The sequence below is a fragment of the Candidatus Pseudomonas phytovorans genome (assembly GCA_029202525.1).
Taxonomy (GTDB): domain Bacteria; phylum Pseudomonadota; class Gammaproteobacteria; order Pseudomonadales; family Pseudomonadaceae; genus Aquipseudomonas; species Aquipseudomonas phytovorans.
Map to the genome: position 1 here is coordinate 5,706,123 of CP119325.1, position 16,938 is coordinate 5,723,060.

Genomic DNA, 16,938 nt, shown 5'->3' on the forward strand with positions numbered 1-16,938 from the left:
TCATTATTAAGTGATAAATAGAATCACTTCAAGTGGGGAGTGATGAAAGAAAAAACCCGGCGCGGGGCCGGGTCTTGTATTTCATGAAAATTTTTAGCTGCCGGCGACCGTCATCCGTTCGATCAGCACCGACCCTGTATGAATGTTGCTGCGGGTCTCAAGATCGCTACCAATCGCAACTATTTGCTGGAACATATCCTTCATATTGCCGGCAATGGTCACTTCCTGCACGGCATGCTGGATTTCGCCATTTTCGACCCAGAAGCCGGCTGCACCACGGGAGTAATCACCCGTCACCATGTTCAGGCCATGCCCCATCAACTCGGTGACCAGCAGCCCGCGGCCCATTCGGCGGATCAGTGCTGCCTGGTCTTCGACACCGTGAGTGACGAACAGGTTGTGCACACCGCCAGAGTTGGCCGTGCTTGGCAATCCCAGCTTACGCCCGGAATAGGTGCCCAGCAGGTACGACACCAACTCGCCTTTGTCGACGAACGGCTTGGCATAGGTGGCCAGGCCATCACCGTCGAACGCGGCGCTGCCCAACGCGCGCGGAATGTGCGGGCGCTCGTCGAGAGTCAACCAGGACGGGAACAGACGCTGGCCAATGGTCCCTTCAAGGAACGACGACTTGCGGTAAAGATTGCCGCCGGAAATGGCCGAGAGGAAGCTGCCGAACAGGCCGCCGGCCAGTTCGGCAGAAAACAGCACTGGCACCTCGCAGGTAGGTACGGGACGCGCGCCCAGGCGGCTGGCTGCGCGCTGGGCAGCGCGCACACCGATGCTGCGCGGGTCAGCCAGCAGGTCGCCCTGGCGGTTCACGTCGTACCAGTAGTCACGCTGCATCTGCCCATCGCCTTCAGCGATCATCACGCAGCTCAGGCTGTGCCGGGTCGAAGCGTAACTCCCGATGAAGCCATGGCTGTTGCCATACACGCGGCAGCCTTGGTGGGTATTGAGTGTGGTGCCGTCGGCATTGAGGATGCGCGGATCGGCGTCAAACGCCGCCGCCTCGCAGGCCAGGGCCATCTCGATGGCCTTTTCGGGTTCGATAGCCCAGTCGTGGTAGAGGTCCAGATCCGGGATTTCCCGGGCCATCAACGCGGCGTCGGCCAGCCCGGAACATTCGTCCTCGGAGGTGTGTTTGGCGATCGCCAGGGCTGCAGCGACGGTTTCGCGGATCGCGTCCGGGCCACTGGCCGAGGTGCTGGCCGAACCTTTGCGCTGGCCAACGTACAGGGTGATACCAAAGCCCTGGTCGCGGTTGAACTCGACCGTTTCGACCTCACGCTGGCGTACCGTGGTGGACAGGCCCTGCTCCAGCGACACCGCCACTTCGCAGGCACTGGCCCCTTGGCGCTTCGCCTCGGCAATAATCTGCTCGACCTGCTCCTGCAATGCTGGCAGGTCTTTCGGACCTACGCTCTGGACTGCACTCATGGTTCTCTCCACTCAAATTCTGCGTTCGGCGAGGGTCATTCTACGACCGGGCCGGACAAGCGGCCCCCGACTGGTTATCATGGCGGCGATTTCTAGCGGACTGCCACCATGGTTGATTCAAACGACGCCTTCGACGGCGAAAAAAGCAAAACCCAGATCAAGCGCGAACTGCATGAACTGGTCGAACTCGGCGAGCGCCTTACCACACTCAAAGCCGATACCCTTGCACGCCTGCCGTTGACCGACGAGCTGCGCAAAGCCCTGGCCGAAGCCAGCAAGCACACCGCTCACGGCGCCCGCAAACGCCACATGTCGTTTGTCGGCAAGCTCATGCGCGTGCAGGACCTGGATGCCATCCATGCCTTGCTTGAGCAGATGGACAGCTCGACCCGCCAGTACAACGAGCGCTTCCACGGCCTGGAGCGCTGGCGCGACCGGTTGATCGACGGTAACGACGAAGACCTTGAGCGCTTCGTCAAGGAGTACCCCGATACTGATCGCCAGCAAATGCGCTCGCTGATCCGCCACGCGCAACACGAGAAGGCGCGGAACAAGCCGCCGGCCGCCATGCGCAAGGTGTTCAAGTACATCCGCGACCTCGACGAGATGCAGCGCGGCTTGCGCTGATAAACCGGGCCCCTGTGGGAGCGGGCGTGCCCGCGAACACCGGCGAAGCCGGTGCCATGCACCGCGTCGCCTGCTTCGCGGGCACGCCCGCTCCCACATTGGTCCCCGTGACCATTACGCTCCGGTACCGCCCACGGTAATCGCATCCAGCTTCAAGGTAGGCTGCCCTACGCCCACCGGCACCGACTGCCCGTCCTTGCCGCACGTCCCTACCCCGCTATCCAGCGCCAGGTCGTTGCCGACCATCGACACCCGGCTCATCGCCTCCGGACCGTTACCGATCAGGGTCGCCCCTTTGACCGGAGCAGTAATCTTGCCGTCTTCGATCAGGTAGGCCTCACTGGTCGAGAACACGAACTTGCCGCTGGTAATGTCCACCTGGCCACCGCCCAGGCTGGCGCAGTAGATACCCTTTTTCACAGACGCGATGATTTCCTGCGGGTCGCTTTCGCCTGCACGCATGTAGGTGTTGGTCATGCGCGGCATCGGCAGGTGCGCGTAGGATTCACGGCGGCCGTTACCGGTTACCGCCATGCCCATCAGGCGGGCGTTGAGCTTGTCCTGCATGTAGCCTTTGAGCACACCGTTCTCGATCAGCGTGGTGCATTCGGTCGGGGTGCCTTCGTCATCCACACTCAGCGAGCCACGGCGGCCTTCGAGCGTGCCATCGTCAACGATGGTGCACAGGCTCGATGCCACTTTCTCGCCAATACGGCCGCTGAACGCCGAACTGCCCTTGCGGTTGAAATCACCTTCCAGGCCATGGCCAACCGCCTCGTGCAACAGCACGCCCGACCAGCCGGAGCCCAGTACCACCGGCAAAGTGCCGGCAGGTGCCGGGATCGCCTCCAGGTTTACCAGCGCCTGGCGCAAGGCCTCGCGGGCATAACCCATCACCCGTTTCTCGGTGAAGAAGCGGTAGTCAGTACGCCCGCCACCGCCCTGGCCGCCGCGCTCGCGACGGCCGTTCTGCTCGACGATGACGCTGACGTTGAAGCGCACCAGCGGGCGCACGTCGGCGGCCAGGCTGCCATCGGCCGCAGCGATCAGGATGCGCTCCCAGACCCCGGCCATGCTCACGCTGACCTGCTGGATGCGCGGATCCAGGGCGCGGGTGGCGACATCGACACGCTTGAGCAGCTCAACCTTTTCGGCGCGGCTCAGTACATCCAGCGGGTTGTCTGCGGCGTACAGAGCGGTCACTTCCTGGCTGCGGAAGGCCTGGACCGTGCCGTTCTGCCCGGCGCGGGAAATCGAACGGGCGGCGCGCGCCGCCGAGGTCAATGCCTCAAGGTTGATCGCATTGCTGTAGGCGAAACCGGTCTTTTCACCAGACTGGGCACGGACGCCCACGCCCTGGTCCAGGTTGAAGCTACCTTCTTTGACGATACCGTCTTCCAGCGCCCAGGTTTCCGAGATCTGCCCCTGGAAATACAGGTCGGCGGCGTCGATGCCGGGGCCGGCCAACTCACCCAGCACGCTCTGCAGGCTGTCCAGGGTCAAGCCGCCTGGGGCCAGGAGCTGCTCGCTGACGGTGGATAACATCTGGCTCATAGTCACTCCGAGGTGTGCGCAGGCCGCAACGCGCCCTGCGAGAAAAAGCGCCGGTGCGATACCACCGGCATGCGCGCCCGGATGGACGCTTGTTCATCAATGTCGCGCTCGGCAAGCAGTACCGCTTCGCCTTGCGCCTGTTCTGCGACGATGCGCCCCCAAGGGTCGACGATCGCCGCATGGCCGTGGGTTTCCCGAGGGCCTGGGTGCGTGCCGCCCTGCGCCGCAGCCAGCAGGTAACACTGGGTTTCGATCGCGCGGGCGCGTACCAGCACCTCCCAATGCGCCGCGCCTGTCACGGCAGTAAAGGCCGCTGGCGCCGTGATCAGTTCCGCGCCAGCCGCGCGCAATTCGCTGTACAGCTCAGGGAAGCGCAAGTCGTAGCACACGCTAAGCCCCAGCCGCCCAACCGGCGTGTCAGCCACCACCACTTGGGCGCCATGGGCGTAATCGTCCGACTCACGGTAGCGACCGCGGTTGTCGGCAACGTCCACGTCGAACAGATGCAGCTTGTCATAGCGTGCCGCCACCTCGCCGTTTTCGTCGATCAGCAGCGAGCAGGCATGGGCCTTGGCCTCGGGCCGGCCAACCGGAGGCAGAGGCAAAGTACCGGCGACAATCCATAACTTGAGGTCGCGGGCGGTGCGTTTCAACCATGGAAGGATCGGCCCTTCGCCCAACGCTTCTGCGCGGCCGATGGCTGCGGCATCCTTGCGGCCCATGGCGGCGAAGTTTTCTGGCAGCACCGCCAGTCGTGCCCCACCGAGCGCGGCCTGCTGCAACAGGGCACCGGCACGCTGCAGGTTGGCCAGCACATCGTCTTGGCTGACCATCTGGATTACCGCTGCCTTCATGGGTACTCCTAGCGGGATTTCTCGAAAGGTTTCACAAATGTGATTCTAGGCTCTTTCCACGGCCCTTCGACACGGTAGTGCACGCTGGCAAAGCGCGACACGCGGTCACCGATCAAGCGGTCGACCAGGAAAAGTGCGCCGCCGATAGCCGGGGCGCCGACAATCAGCGCGGCCAGTGGCAGGTTGTTGGTCACGGGCAGGCTCACCTGCAGGTTGGCATCGACCCGGTCGCGCACCATGTCCAGGGTGCCTTCCAGCTCGAAACTGCTCGAAGGGCCGGTCATGGTGATCGGCTCACGGGTCACGTACACGCCATCGCTGGCCACCAGCAAGCCTTTGACCCGGTCATAGGCCAGGCCCTTGTCGAACAGGTCGGAGAAGTCCAGCCGCAGGCGCCGGCCAATGGAGTTGAAGTTGAGCAGGCCGAACACGCGCAGCGCCTGAGCGCTGCCTTCAACTTCGACGAACTGGCCGGTGCGCAGCGCCGCGTCCATGCTGCCAGAAAAACGCTTCAAGCCTACCGCTGCGGGCGAACCTGGCCAACGGCCGTCCACATCCAGGCGGAAGTCACGACTGGTCACGGTCGGGGCAAAGCCCCAGGCTTTGAGCACATCTGCCAGGTTCTTGCCGTCCAGGCGCCCCTTGTACCAACTACTGGTGCTGCCCGGCACGCCCTCCCAGCCACCACCGCCGTCAATGCGCAGCCCTTTGAAGTCGAGGTCGATATCGCTGGCGGTCACACCACGCGCTGTCGGTCGCAATTTGATCGCCGCACTGCCAAACAGGTCGTCGCCGCGGTAGAGCTTGTCGATGTTCAGGTCCAGCGCAGGTACCTTGCGCGGATCGAACGAGGCCAACGGGTCCGGGCCATCTTCAGCCTGAGCCTGGGCAGGGTCGGCTGCCGGTAGCCGCAGGGTCTGCATACGCACGACCATGGGCGCACCTTTGGCATCCGGCACTCGGGCGTTGCCAATCACTTCCTTGCTGTCCAGCCGCAGGTCCCAGGCCGCGCCACCACGGGCCATGCGTACCACGGCCTGGTTCAGGTCCATGCCGAAGGCTTTCAGCTGACCAATGCTCAGGTCGACGCTTTGCAGGTTCTGTCGCGCGCTGCCTCCCGGGTCGTCGCCAGCAAGGCGGGCCGCCTGTTCCTGCCAGGGTGCCAGGTCCAGCGACGCCAGGCGCCCGCGCACCCGCAAGCCCTGGCCAGCGGGCGGTTGGGCGTCACCGGCGCCCAACAGCAATTCACCACGGCCCTGGGTCAGCTTGTCAGCCGGTGCAGCGTAGGCAAAGCGTGCAAGGTCGGTATACGCGGCATCGAAACGCCGCTCCTGGCCCTGCAGGTTCATGCTGAAACGGCTGTCACGGCTGTCTGCAGCTGCTTTGCCGAACGGCGCCGGCAGGTCAATGGCCAGGCCCTTGAGGGTCGAGTTGACGCTCAGCCGGTTTTCCCGGCTACCCAGGCTGAGCTGCAACTGGTAAGGCAAGTCGCCAGACGCTGGCAAAGCCTGCTTGAACTGCAGCCAGTCGGTCAGTGCCTTGAGCGATGCCTGACCATTGGCGTCGATGCGCGTCTGCATCTGCCCCGGCTGGCCTTCGGCGGTAATTTGCGCCGTCACCGGCTTGCCGAATGCCTGCAGGCTGATGTCTTTGCCACTCAGGCCCTTGTCAAAGTCGAAGCTGAAATCACCCTTCAAACGGCTCAACTCCAGGCTCGGCGGGGCCACTTTCAGGCGCGCATCGCGGGTGGTGAAGTCTACCCGTACTTTCGGTCGCTCTCCGTGGGCCAGCGGGATGTCGAGCTTGACCTTGCCCTTCAACGGCCCTTCGCCCTCCCACCCGGCGAAGATCTCGCCCGTGCCGATCGGCGCTTCCTTGAGTATTTTCAGGCCATCGCCCAGGCTGCCATCGAAATCGCCATCCAGGTAAAGTCGGCTGTGCTGGTCACCCTCGACATGCGGGATGTCTACGCTTACGTCGCTGACCTTGGTGTCGAGCAACACGCCACGCTGCGCCTTGATGCGCACGCCGCTGTCCTCGATCAACACATCACCATCCACGTGCTGCACCTGCGGCCAGCCAGGCTGGAAGTCCAGGGCCGCGTCCCGCACCTTGAAAAACAGGCTGATGCTGCGTGCCTCGGGCGCGGCGCCATGGTTCAGCGAGCCCTGATACTGGAAGTAGCCCTCATCCACTGTGCCTTTGACGATGGCGCTGCGCAGCCATTCGTCGAGAGCCGGGCTGAGCACCTCGGGCAGGTACTTGGCGGTGTACCGGCCATCGCCCTCGGTCAGGCCGACACGCAGGTCCATGTAGTCCTCGCGGCCTTCCTCGAACAACAGGCGAATAAGGAAATCACCGGCAATCCTGCCCTCCTCGCCCAGCACCTTGAGGTAAGGGGCAATGAGGGTGAAGCCTTCCTTGTCCAGCGCCCAGGTCAGGCGCGCGTTGGCTTTCTGGTAGTGCCAGGGTTTGGCAAAGATCGGGTACAGATGCAGCATGAACGCATCGGTATCCAGGCGCAGCTCTCCATGACCCAGGTCACCGCTGATGCTGCCGCTGACGTTACCGGCAGCCGGGGCACTGTGGTATGCATCGAAACCGACCTTTTCCAGGTTGGCTTCGAACTGCAGGCGCTGGTCACCCTCGGCCTTGGGCCGAGCCTCCAACCGTACATTGCGCAACGCGCCGGTTACCTTCAAGCCATCGACCACGGCCATGACATTGTCAGGCAGCGGTGCCAGGGCATCGATCAACGGGGTCAGGGGGGTAAGGTTGAGCCGGTCGGCCTGCACCTTCCAGCTTTCATCGGCAGCATTTTCGCCGGGGCGCTGCTGCAGCTGCAGGTGCGATTCCCAGCGGGTCTTGCCGATGTCCATGGCCAGCGAGTCGACCACCACATCAAAGCCTTGGCCCCGTCGCTGGAACCAGGCACCCAAGGCCAGGTTGTTCAGTGTCGCGGCCTTGCGCCCCACATAGTTGCCCTGCAGCTCAGGTGCGTTGAGCCGCACCACAGCCTGCTGCAATTGCCCTTCGCGCCAATCGACCCAGAACTCACCGCCTGCTCGCAGCACGTCGGCATGCCACTGGCCCAGCACGCGTGGCGGCAACCATCGCGCCCAGTCACTTTGCGGCAGGCTCAGATAGGCATCAACCTGGCCATCTCGCCAGGCCTGCGCCGACGCACGGCTACGCAGGTTCAGCGCCAGTGGCTGGCCATCGGGCAGGGTCGCACTCAGCTCCACCGCTTGGCGCGAAGCGCCTGCCTGCAGGCCAGCGCGGACATACGTCAGGGTAAGCGGGTCACGCTGCCACGGGTGCAAAGTGACCTGGCTGTCGAACACATCGATGCGGCCCAGCTGACCCAGGCGCTGCAACAGTTCGGCAGGGTCAAGTGGCGCATCGTCCTGCTTTGGCAAGCCTTCAAGGTGCCAGGCACCCTGCTCGTTCTCGCGCAGGATCAGTTGCAGGCCGCCCAACTGGATACGCGCCAGGCGCACTTCGCGGGTACGGAGGCTGGCCCAGAGATCGGGAACCACCCTGACGTCGTCCAGCCGTAGCGCCGTTGCACCTTCACCAAGTTGCAGGTCACGTACCCGCAGCACCGGTGCCAGCCCGCTCCAGCGCCCTTCAAGGGCCCCGACATGCACCGGCAAGCCCAGCGCCTGCTCTGCCTTGCGCTCCACATCGGCGCGGTACTCGGCCACCAGCGGCACCAACTCGCGGCCGAGGCTGACATACAGCGCCACCAATACCGCCAGCAGGGCGCAAACGCCCAGCCCCCAGCGGGTCAAGGCGACAAGAACGCGAGTCAGACGTCCCATGGCCATGGCCCTCCAAGTCGTTTATCCATGATGGCCGGTAGTGGCGGTTTTGCCAGCACGACCATCCAGTGGCGCGTTCGAGAAGACCTCAGAGCAGCACCACGTCGTATTGTTCCTGCGAATACATCGACTCGACCTGGAAGCGAATGGTTCGACCGATAAAGGCCTCCAGTTCTGCCACGTTACCGGACTCCTCATCCAGCAGACGGTCGACCACCTTCTGGTTGGCCAGCACACGGTAGCCCTCGGCCTGATAGGCACGGGCTTCGCGCAGGATCTCGCGGAAGATTTCGTAACAGATGGTCTCGGGGGTTTTCAGCTTGCCACGGCCCTGGCAGCCCAGGCACGGCTCGCACAACACCTGCTCCAGGCTTTCACGGGTGCGCTTGCGGGTCATCTGCACCAGGCCCAGTTCGGTGATGCCGATGATGTTGGTTTTTGCGTGATCCCGTTCCAGCTGTTTTTCCAGGGTGCGCAGCACCTGGCGCTGGTGCTCTTCATCTTCCATGTCGATGAAGTCGATGATGATGATGCCGCCGATATTGCGCAGGCGCAGTTGCCGGGCGATGGCCGTGGCGGCCTCCAGGTTGGTCTTGAAGATGGTCTCTTCAAGGTTGCGATGGCCGACGAATGCACCGGTGTTCACGTCAATGGTGGTCATCGCTTCGGCCGGGTCGACCACCAGGTAGCCACCGGACTTCAGCGGCACCTTGCGCTCCAGGGCGCGCTGGATTTCGTCTTCGACACCGTACAGGTCAAAAATGGGTCGTTCGCCCGGGTAATGTTCGAGGCGGTCAGCGATCTCCGGCATCAATTCACCGACGAACTGCGTGGTCTTCTGGAAGGTTTCACGCGAGTCGATGCGGATTTTCTCGATTTTCGGATTGACCAGGTCACGCAGGGTACGCAGGGCCAGGCCCAGATCCTCGTAGATGACCATGGGCGCGCCACAGGTTTTGATCTGGGAGCCAATCTGCTCCCACAGGCGGCGCAGGTAACGGATATCCTGCAAGATCTCTTCAGCACGTGCGCCTTCAGCGGCGGTGCGCAGGATGAAGCCACCGGCATCCTTGATGTTTTCGCTGTCCATGCAGTTGCTGACCACCTGTTTGAGGCGGTCACGCTCGGCTTCGTCTTCGATCTTCAGCGAAATGCCGACATGGCTGCTGCGCGGCATATACACCAGGTAGCGCGACGGGATCGACAGCTGGGTGGTCAGGCGTGCACCTTTGCTGCCGATCGGATCCTTGGTCACCTGCACCACAAGGGCCTGGCCTTCGTGCACCAATGCCGTGATGGTCTCGACTGCCGAGCCTTCACGCTGGGAAATTTCCGACGCATGGATGAACGCAGCACGCTCCAGGCCGATGTCGACGAAGGCCGCCTGCATGCCCGGCAGGACACGCACCACCTTGCCCTTGTAGATATTGCCGACGATGCCACGGCGCTGGGTGCGCTCGACGTGCACTTCCTGCAGTACCCCGTTTTCCACCACCGCCACACGTGACTCCATCGGGGTGATGTTGATCAGGATCTCTTCACTCATGGCCGGCTCTCGTCAAAGGTCTTTTGTAATGATGGATGGCGTATGCCGTGCTGGCTACTACGGCTTTGTTACCTCTGGCGCATGCACGGGCGATTGCCAACAGGCGATACCGAACGTGCCTAGCAACTCGGCAGTCTCACTGAGGGGCAGGCCTACCACGGCCGAATAACTGCCTGAGAGGCCGGTGACGAACACTGCGCCCAGGCCCTGGATGGCGTAGCCACCGGCCTTGTCCACAGGCTCGCCGCTGGCCCAGTAGCGTTGTGCTTCATCGGTGCTGATGACCCGAAAGCGCACGTTGCTGGTAACGCACAAGCTGCGCACGCCCAGGCCGTCATCGAGGGCCACGGCGGTCAGTACCTGATGCTCACGACCCGACAGGTCAGCCAGCATGGCCAGGGCATGATCGCGGTTTTCCGGTTTACCGAGGATACGCCCATCGAGCACCACGGCAGTGTCTGCCCCCAGCACAACAGCGGGCCCCTTTGGGGCCTTCGCGGGCACGCCCGCTCCCACAGGTACAGCGCCGTCCCTGTGGGAGCGGGCGTGCCCGCGAAGGCCCTGCACCAGATCTCTCAGGTTGGCCAGGCCAGCGGCAGCCTTGGCCCGGGCCAGGCGTTCGACGTAGGCCTGGGCGCTTTCGTCGGGCAACGGGGTTTCATCGATGGGGGCGCTGACGACACTGAACGGCACACCGATCTGGGTCAACAGTTCACGACGGCGGGGCGAGCCAGAGGCCAGGTACAGCGGGTTCATGCAGACATCTCCCTGTCAGTTGCGGCGTCGCCGTCAGTTGATGCGCAAGCGTCGGCGCAGGTCGCGCAGGGCGAAACTGATCCACGGCCAGAGCAAGGCACTGATGACTGCCGACCAGACCAGCGCCAGGGTAGGCAGGCGGTTGCCGGTCAGCGCGCTGAGCCACAGCTGGATGAGCTGGGCGATGCCGAAGATCACCAGGATGACGAGGCTTTGCTGCCACATGGGGAACATGCGCAAACGCTGCTGCAACGACAGCACCAGGAAGGTGATGAGCGTAAGGATCAACGCGTTCTGCCCAAGCAGGGTGCCATACAGCACATCCTCAGCCAGGCCCAGCACGAACGCCGTGGTCATGCCGACCTTGCCCGGCACCGCCAGGGTCCAGAACGACACCAGCAACGCCAGCCACATGGGCCGGAACACTTCCATGAACTGCGGCATGGGCGAGACGCTGAGCAGCAGGCCGATGGCGAAAGTCAGCCAGATGACCCAGCCGTTGTTGCGGCGTGAAGCAGCCATCATTGTCTCCGGGTTTGAGCGGGTGCGGCAGGCGCTGCGGCAGGCGTGGCAGGAGTAGCTGCCGGGGCTGCAGGCTGGGCGGCCGGCGCTGCGGATGTGGCTGGCGCCACAGGCGTATTGCTGGCAGGTGTGCCCTGCTCGCCTGGACTCGCCGGCTGCACAGGGCCCGAGGTGCCCTTGCGGTCAGCCTCTTCCTGGGCGATGGCGGCGTCGGTGGCGCGCTGCTCCGGGGTACGCCGGTCGCTGAATACCAGCAGCATGTAACGGCTGCGATTGAGCGCGGCGGTGGGGATGGCGCGCACGATGGCGAACGGCTGCCCGGAATCGTGGATCACCTCGTTGACCGTGGCCACCGGGTAACCGGCCGGGAACCGCTGGCCCATGCCGGAGCTGACCAGCAGGTCGCCCTCCTTCACATCGGCGGTATCGGCCACATGGCGCAGTTCAAGGCGCTCCGGGTTGCCGGTGCCGCTGGCGATGGCGCGCAGGCCGTTGCGGTTGACCTGCACCGGAATGCTATGGGTGGTATCGGTCAGCAGCAGCACCCGCGAGGTGTAGGGCATCAGCTCGACCACCTGACCCATAAGGCCCCGCGCATCGAGCACCGGCTGGCCAAGGAACACACCGTCGCGCTCGCCCTTGTTGATCAGGATGCGGTGGGTAAACGGGTTGGGGTCGACACCGATCAGCTCGGCCACTTCGACCTTTTCGTTGACCAGCGCCGAAGAATTGAGCAATTCACGCAGCCGGACGTTCTGCTCGGTCAGGGCCGCCAGTTTTTGCAGGCGCCCCTGCAACAGCAGACCTTCGGTCTTGAGCTTTTCGTTTTCGGCGATCAATTCGGTGCGGCTGCCGAACTGGCCGGCCACACCTTGCCAGGCACGCTGCGGCAGGTCGGTGATCCAGTACGACTCCATCAGCACCAGGCCCATCTGGCTGCGCACGGGTTTGAGCACGTCGAAGCGCGCGTCGACAACCATCAACGCGACCGACATTACCACCAGAACGAGCAGGCGAACGCCCAGCGAAGGGCCCTTGGAGAAAAGCGGTTTAATGGGCCGTTCCTCGTGGACGACTCAGGAGGTCATTGGACATGGGACAACGCACCAGCCTGGTTGCGGATTGACGGATACGGCGCCCTGAACGGGCGCCAGCCCAGCACATACAGGTAGCACTGTGCGTACTGCCTGTAAACCGGGCGCTCGTGAACAGCGAGTGGAATCACTCGCTGGAGAGCAGGTCCATCGCGTGCTTGTCCATCATCTCCAGGGCGCGACCGCCGCCACGGGCGACACAGGTCAGCGGGTCCTCGGCGACGATTACCGGCAGGCCGGTTTCCTGGGCCAGCAGCTTGTCGAGGTCACGCAGCAGCGCACCACCACCGGTCAGCACCAGGCCACGCTCGGCGATATCCGAAGCCAGTTCAGGTGGCGATTGCTCCAGGGCGCTTTTCACGGCCTGAACGATGGTCGCCAGCGATTCCTGCAGCGCTTCAAGCACTTCGTTGGAGTTCAGGGTGAAGGCACGCGGTACGCCCTCGGCCAGGTTGCGGCCACGTACATCGACTTCGCGTACTTCGCCGCCCGGGTAGGCGGTACCGATTTCCTGCTTGATGCGCTCGGCGGTGGACTCGCCGATCAGGCTGCCATAGTTGCGGCGCACGTAGGTGACGATGGCTTCGTCGAAGCGGTCGCCGCCAACGCGGACGGATTCGGCATAGACCACGCCGTTCAGGGAGATCAGCGCGATTTCAGTGGTACCACCACCGATATCGACGACCATCGAACCGCGGGCCTCTTCAACCGGCAAGCCGGCACCGATGGCAGCAGCCATCGGTTCTTCGATCAGGAACACTTCACGGGCACCGGCACCCAGGGCCGACTCGCGAATGGCGCGGCGCTCTACCTGGGTCGACTTGCACGGCACGCAGATCAGCACGCGCGGGCTTGGCTGCAGGAAGCTGTTCTCGTGAACCTTGTTGATAAAATATTGCAACATTTTTTCGCAAACGCTGAAGTCGGCGATGACGCCGTCCTTCATCGGACGAATGGCAGCAATGTTGCCAGGCGTACGGCCCAGCATACGTTTGGCTTCGGTACCGACGGCGACGACGCTTTTCTGATTGCCATGGGTACGGATGGCAACAACCGAGGGCTCATTCAGGACGATACCGCGCTCACGCACGTAAATAAGGGTGTTGGCAGTACCCAGGTCGATGGAAAGATCGCTGGAAAACATGCCACGCAGTTTCTTGAACATGGGAAAGTGACCCTGGGGAAAGCGTGGGTAAAAAAGTGCGGCAAACTCTAACAATGGCAGGGATTTTGGGCAAGGAGCCAATATGTTAAATTGGCTGTTTTTCCGAGCATGCCAGCCGATGATCGCGGCCGTTGGACCGCCAGAAAGCTGACATGTTCCTCATCACGGACTCAAATTCCGTTCTTTGTTTCCCTTGGAGATCCCCATGGCGCTTGAACGCTGCGACGTGGAAAAGATCGCCCATCTGGCCCGTCTGGGGCTGAATGATGGCGAACTGCCACGCATTACCGATGCCCTGAACAGCATCCTCGGGCTGGTCGACCAGATGCAAGCGGTCGATACCACTGGCATCGAGCCCCTGGCCCACCCGCTGGAGGCCAGCCAGCGCCTGCGACCCGACCAGGTCACCGAAAGCAACCAGCGCGACGCCTACCAGGCAATCGCGCCGTCGACCGAAAGCGGTCTGTACCTGGTTCCCAAAGTCATCGAGTAAGGGATAGAGCCTGCCATGCATCAATTGACCCTGGCCGAGATCGCCCGCGGACTCGCCGACAAGTCGTTTTCCTCCGAAGAGCTGACCGGCGCCCTGCTGGCGCGTATCAAGCAGCTCGACCCGCAACTCAACAGCTTCATCAGCGTCACCGAAGACCTGGCCCTGGGCCAGGCGCGTGCCGCCGACGCCCGTCGCGCCGCCGGCGAAACCGGCGCGCTGCTGGGTGCCCCCATCGCCCACAAGGACCTGTTCTGCACCAACGGCGTACGCACCAGCTGCGGCTCGAAGATGCTCGACAACTTCAAGGCACCGTACGACGCCACCGTGGTCGCCAAGCTGGCTGAAGCTGGCATGGTCACCCTGGGCAAGACCAACATGGACGAGTTCGCCATGGGTTCGGCCAACGAATCCAGCCACTACGGCGCGGTGAAGAACCCATGGAACCTCGAGCACGTCCCGGGCGGTTCGTCCGGCGGCTCGGCTGCCGCTGTGGCTGCGCGCCTGCTGCCGGCCACCACCGGCACCGACACCGGCGGCTCGATCCGCCAGCCGGCGGCACTGACCAACCTCACCGGCCTCAAACCGACGTACGGTCGTGTTTCGCGCTGGGGCATGATTGCCTACGCCTCCAGTCTCGACCAGGGCGGCCCGCTGGCCCGCACTGCCGAAGACTGCGCCCTGCTGCTGCAAGGCATGGCCGGTTTCGACGCCAAGGACTCCACCAGCATCGAAGAGCCGGTGCCGGACTACAGCGCCAACCTCAATGGTTCGCTGCAGGGCCTTCGCATCGGCCTGCCGAAGGAGTACTTCGGTGCCGGCCTCGACCCACGCATCGCCGACCTGGTCCAGGCCAGCGTCAAAGAGCTGGAAAAGCTCGGTGCCGTGGTCAAGGAAATCAGCCTGCCGAACATGCAGCACGCCATCCCGGCCTACTACGTGATCGCCCCGGCTGAAGCCTCTTCCAACCTGTCGCGCTTCGACGGCGTGCGCTTCGGCTACCGCTGCGATGCGCCGAAAGACCTCACCGACCTGTACAAGCGTTCGCGTGGCGAAGGCTTCGGCGTTGAAGTGCAGCGCCGCATCATGGTCGGCACCTACGCTCTGTCGGCTGGGTACTACGACGCCTACTACGTCAAGGCGCAGCAGATCCGCCGCCTGATCAAGAACGACTTCATGGCTGCGTTCAACGACGTCGACCTGATCCTCGGCCCAACCACGCCAAACCCGGCCTGGAAGCTTGGCGCCAAGAGCAGCGACCCGGTCGCCGCCTACCTGGAAGACGTCTACACCATCACCGCCAACCTGGCGGGCCTGCCGGGCCTGTCGATGCCGGCCGGCTTCGTCGACGGCCTGCCGGTCGGCGTGCAACTGCTGGCGCCGTATTTCCAGGAAGGCCGCCTGCTCAACGTCGCGCACCGCTACCAGCAAGTGACCGACTGGCACACCCGTGCCCCCAACGGCTTCTGAGGAGTTCACACATGCAATGGGAAGTTGTGATCGGGCTGGAAATCCACACTCAGCTCGCCACCCAGTCGAAGATCTTCTCCGGCAGCGCCACCACCTTCGGCTCAGAGCCGAACACCCAGGCCAGCCTGGTTGACCTGGGCATGCCCGGCGTACTGCCGGTGCTGAACCAGGAAGCCGTGCGCATGGCGTGCATGTTCGGCCTGGCCATCGATGCCGAAATCGGCAAGCGCAACGTGTTCGCGCGCAAGAACTACTTCTACCCGGACCTGCCCAAGGGTTACCAGATCAGCCAGATGGACCTGCCGATCGTCGGCAAGGGTCACCTGGATATCGCCCTGGAAGACGGCACCATCAAGCGCATCGGGGTAACCCGCGCGCACCTGGAAGAAGATGCCGGCAAGAGCCTGCACGAAGACTTCAGCGGTTCCACCGGTATCGACCTGAACCGTGCCGGCACCCCGCTGCTGGAAATCGTTTCCGAGCCCGACATGCGCAGCGCCAAGGAAGCCGTGGCCTACGTCAAGGCGGTCCACGCGCTGGTGCGCTACCTGGGCATCTGCGATGGCAACATGGCCGAAGGCTCGCTACGTTGCGACTGCAACGTGTCGATCCGCCCGAAAGGCCAGGTCGAGTTCGGTACCCGCTGCGAGATCAAGAACGTCAACTCGTTCCGCTTCATCGAGCGCGCGATCAACAGCGAAATCCAGCGCCAGATCGACTTGATCGAAGACGGTGGCAGGGTGATACAGGAAACCCGATTGTACGATCCGAACAAGGACGAAACCCGTTCCATGCGCAGCAAAGAGGAAGCCAACGACTACCGTTACTTCCCCGACCCGGACCTGCTGCCGGTGGTGATCGAGGACAGCTTCCTCGCAACCCTCCGCGCCGGCCTGCCGGAACTGCCGCCACAGAAAGTCGAACGCTTCCAGAGCCAGTATGGCCTGTCGGCCTACGACGCCAACGTGCTGGCATCCAGCCGCGAACAGGCGGACTACTTCGAAGAAGTGGTAAAAATCGGTGGCGACGCCAAGCTGGCGGCCAACTGGGTCATGGTCGAGCTGGGCAGCTTGCTGAACAAGCTGGGCGTCGAGATCGACCAGGCCCCGGTCAGCGCCGCACACCTGGGTGGCATGCTGTTGCGCATCAGCGATAACACCATCAGCGGCAAGATCGCCAAGACCGTGTTCGAGGCCATGGCTGCCGGTGAAGGCGATGCCGACAGCATCATCGAGAGCAAAGGCCTCAAGCAGGTCACCGACACCGGTGCGATCGACAAGATGCTCGACGAAATGCTGGCAGCCAACGCCGAGCAGGTCGAACAGTACCGCGCGGCCGATGAGGCCAAGCGCGGCAAGATGTTCGGCTTCTTCGTGGGCCAGGCGATGAAGGCTTCCAAAGGCAAGGCCAACCCTGGGCAGGTGAACCAATTGCTCAAGGCCAAGCTCGAAGGGTGAGCTGAAAAAGCGGCGAGGGCTCTGCCCTCGATCGCAGGCAAGCCAGCTCCCACAGGTACAGCATCGCTCATAAGGGCAGCGCTGTACCTGTGGGAGCTGGCTTGCCTGCGATGGGCCGCACAGCGGCCCCAACTGCAGC

General features: G+C 63.4%; 13 protein-coding genes. 4 read left to right on the top strand and 9 right to left on the bottom strand.

Features of this window, described 5'->3' with window-relative positions; genetic code table 11:
* Nucleotides 1–93: 93 nt before the first annotated feature.
* The gene (gene pmbA, locus P0Y58_25245; protein ID WEK30158.1) at nucleotides 94–1,440 is read right to left on the bottom strand and encodes a metalloprotease PmbA; all 1,347 of its coding nucleotides are present in this window, start codon (nucleotides 1,438–1,440) and stop codon (nucleotides 94–96) included.
* Between the two features lie 108 nt (nucleotides 1,441–1,548).
* On the opposite strand from pmbA, the gene yjgA reads away from it, so the two are divergent.
* Entirely contained in the window at nucleotides 1,549–2,067 is a 519-nt protein-coding gene (yjgA, locus tag P0Y58_25250; protein ID WEK30159.1) for a ribosome biogenesis factor YjgA, read from the top strand.
* Between the two features lie 114 nt (nucleotides 2,068–2,181).
* Here yjgA and tldD read toward each other — a convergent pair whose 3' ends face one another.
* The 8 genes from tldD to mreB all read right to left on the bottom strand — a co-directional run bounded on the left by tldD (nucleotide 2,182) and on the right by mreB (nucleotide 13,382).
* On the bottom strand, nucleotides 2,182–3,621 hold the full coding sequence (tldD, locus tag P0Y58_25255; GenBank protein ID WEK30160.1) for a metalloprotease TldD: 1,440 nt from the start codon (nucleotides 3,619–3,621) through the stop codon (nucleotides 2,182–2,184).
* A 2-nt stretch (nucleotides 3,622–3,623) separates the two neighbouring features.
* Nucleotides 3,624–4,475 carry a carbon-nitrogen hydrolase family protein gene (locus tag P0Y58_25260; GenBank protein WEK30161.1) on the bottom strand — a complete coding sequence of 284 codons (852 nt, stop codon included), beginning with the start codon at nucleotides 4,473–4,475 and terminating at the stop codon, nucleotides 3,624–3,626.
* Nucleotides 4,476–4,483: 8 nt separating this feature from the next.
* Nucleotides 4,484–8,305 carry a YhdP family protein gene (locus P0Y58_25265; protein ID WEK30162.1) on the bottom strand — a complete coding sequence of 1,274 codons (3,822 nt, stop codon included), beginning with the start codon at nucleotides 8,303–8,305 and terminating at the stop codon, nucleotides 4,484–4,486.
* Nucleotides 8,306–8,387: 82 nt separating this feature from the next.
* Nucleotides 8,388–9,845 carry a ribonuclease G gene (gene rng, locus P0Y58_25270; GenBank protein ID WEK30163.1) on the bottom strand — a complete coding sequence of 486 codons (1,458 nt, stop codon included), beginning with the start codon at nucleotides 9,843–9,845 and terminating at the stop codon, nucleotides 8,388–8,390.
* 57 nt (nucleotides 9,846–9,902) lie between these two features.
* Nucleotides 9,903–10,601, bottom strand: coding sequence for a Maf family protein (locus P0Y58_25275; protein WEK30164.1), 699 nt, complete (start codon nucleotides 10,599–10,601; stop codon nucleotides 9,903–9,905).
* Nucleotides 10,602–10,634: 33 nt separating this feature from the next.
* A complete protein-coding gene (mreD, locus tag P0Y58_25280; protein ID WEK30165.1) occupies nucleotides 10,635–11,123 on the bottom strand; it encodes a rod shape-determining protein MreD in 489 nt (162 codons plus the stop codon).
* Complete coding sequence (gene mreC / locus P0Y58_25285; protein WEK33395.1) at nucleotides 11,123–12,178, bottom strand: rod shape-determining protein MreC; 1,056 nt, start codon at nucleotides 12,176–12,178, stop codon at nucleotides 11,123–11,125. Before mreC ends, mreD begins: the two co-directional genes overlap by 1 nt.
* A gap of 166 nt (nucleotides 12,179–12,344) precedes the next feature.
* Nucleotides 12,345–13,382, bottom strand: coding sequence for a rod shape-determining protein MreB (mreB, locus tag P0Y58_25290; protein WEK30166.1), 1,038 nt, complete (start codon nucleotides 13,380–13,382; stop codon nucleotides 12,345–12,347).
* A gap of 205 nt (nucleotides 13,383–13,587) precedes the next feature.
* On the opposite strand from mreB, the gene gatC reads away from it, so the two are divergent.
* From gatC to gatB, 3 genes are read left to right on the top strand one after another with little or no spacing between them, the layout of a single operon-like run.
* Nucleotides 13,588–13,875, top strand: a complete 288-nt coding sequence (gene gatC, locus P0Y58_25295) for an Asp-tRNA(Asn)/Glu-tRNA(Gln) amidotransferase subunit GatC (protein WEK30167.1) — start codon at nucleotides 13,588–13,590, stop codon at nucleotides 13,873–13,875.
* 15 nt (nucleotides 13,876–13,890) lie between these two features.
* Nucleotides 13,891–15,342: an Asp-tRNA(Asn)/Glu-tRNA(Gln) amidotransferase subunit GatA gene (gene gatA, locus P0Y58_25300; protein ID WEK30168.1), complete on the top strand. Its 1,452-nt coding sequence runs from the start codon at nucleotides 13,891–13,893 to the stop codon at nucleotides 15,340–15,342.
* Between the two features lie 11 nt (nucleotides 15,343–15,353).
* The gene (gene gatB, locus P0Y58_25305) at nucleotides 15,354–16,799 is read left to right on the top strand and encodes an Asp-tRNA(Asn)/Glu-tRNA(Gln) amidotransferase subunit GatB (GenBank protein ID WEK30169.1); all 1,446 of its coding nucleotides are present in this window, start codon (nucleotides 15,354–15,356) and stop codon (nucleotides 16,797–16,799) included.
* Nucleotides 16,800–16,938 lie beyond the last annotated feature (139 nt).

What these genes read in the sequence shown, in the direction of transcription:
- pmbA (WEK30158.1), bottom strand. Translation starts at nt 1,440, where the DNA reads ATGAGTGCAGTCCAGAGCGTAGGTCCGAAAGACCTGCCAGCATTGCAG.
- yjgA (WEK30159.1), top strand. Translation starts at nt 1,549, where the DNA reads ATGGTTGATTCAAACGACGCCTTCGACGGCGAAAAAAGCAAAACCCAG.
- tldD (WEK30160.1), bottom strand. Translation starts at nt 3,621, where the DNA reads ATGAGCCAGATGTTATCCACCGTCAGCGAGCAGCTCCTGGCCCCAGGC.
- P0Y58_25260 (WEK30161.1), bottom strand. Translation starts at nt 4,475, where the DNA reads ATGAAGGCAGCGGTAATCCAGATGGTCAGCCAAGACGATGTGCTGGCC.
- P0Y58_25265 (WEK30162.1), bottom strand. Translation starts at nt 8,305, where the DNA reads ATGGCCATGGGACGTCTGACTCGCGTTCTTGTCGCCTTGACCCGCTGG.
- rng (WEK30163.1), bottom strand. Translation starts at nt 9,845, where the DNA reads ATGAGTGAAGAGATCCTGATCAACATCACCCCGATGGAGTCACGTGTG.
- P0Y58_25275 (WEK30164.1), bottom strand. Translation starts at nt 10,601, where the DNA reads ATGAACCCGCTGTACCTGGCCTCTGGCTCGCCCCGCCGTCGTGAACTG.
- mreD (WEK30165.1), bottom strand. Translation starts at nt 11,123, where the DNA reads ATGGCTGCTTCACGCCGCAACAACGGCTGGGTCATCTGGCTGACTTTC.
- mreB (WEK30166.1), bottom strand. Translation starts at nt 13,382, where the DNA reads ATGTTCAAGAAACTGCGTGGCATGTTTTCCAGCGATCTTTCCATCGAC.
- gatC (WEK30167.1), top strand. Translation starts at nt 13,588, where the DNA reads ATGGCGCTTGAACGCTGCGACGTGGAAAAGATCGCCCATCTGGCCCGT.
- gatA (WEK30168.1), top strand. Translation starts at nt 13,891, where the DNA reads ATGCATCAATTGACCCTGGCCGAGATCGCCCGCGGACTCGCCGACAAG.
- gatB (WEK30169.1), top strand. Translation starts at nt 15,354, where the DNA reads ATGCAATGGGAAGTTGTGATCGGGCTGGAAATCCACACTCAGCTCGCC.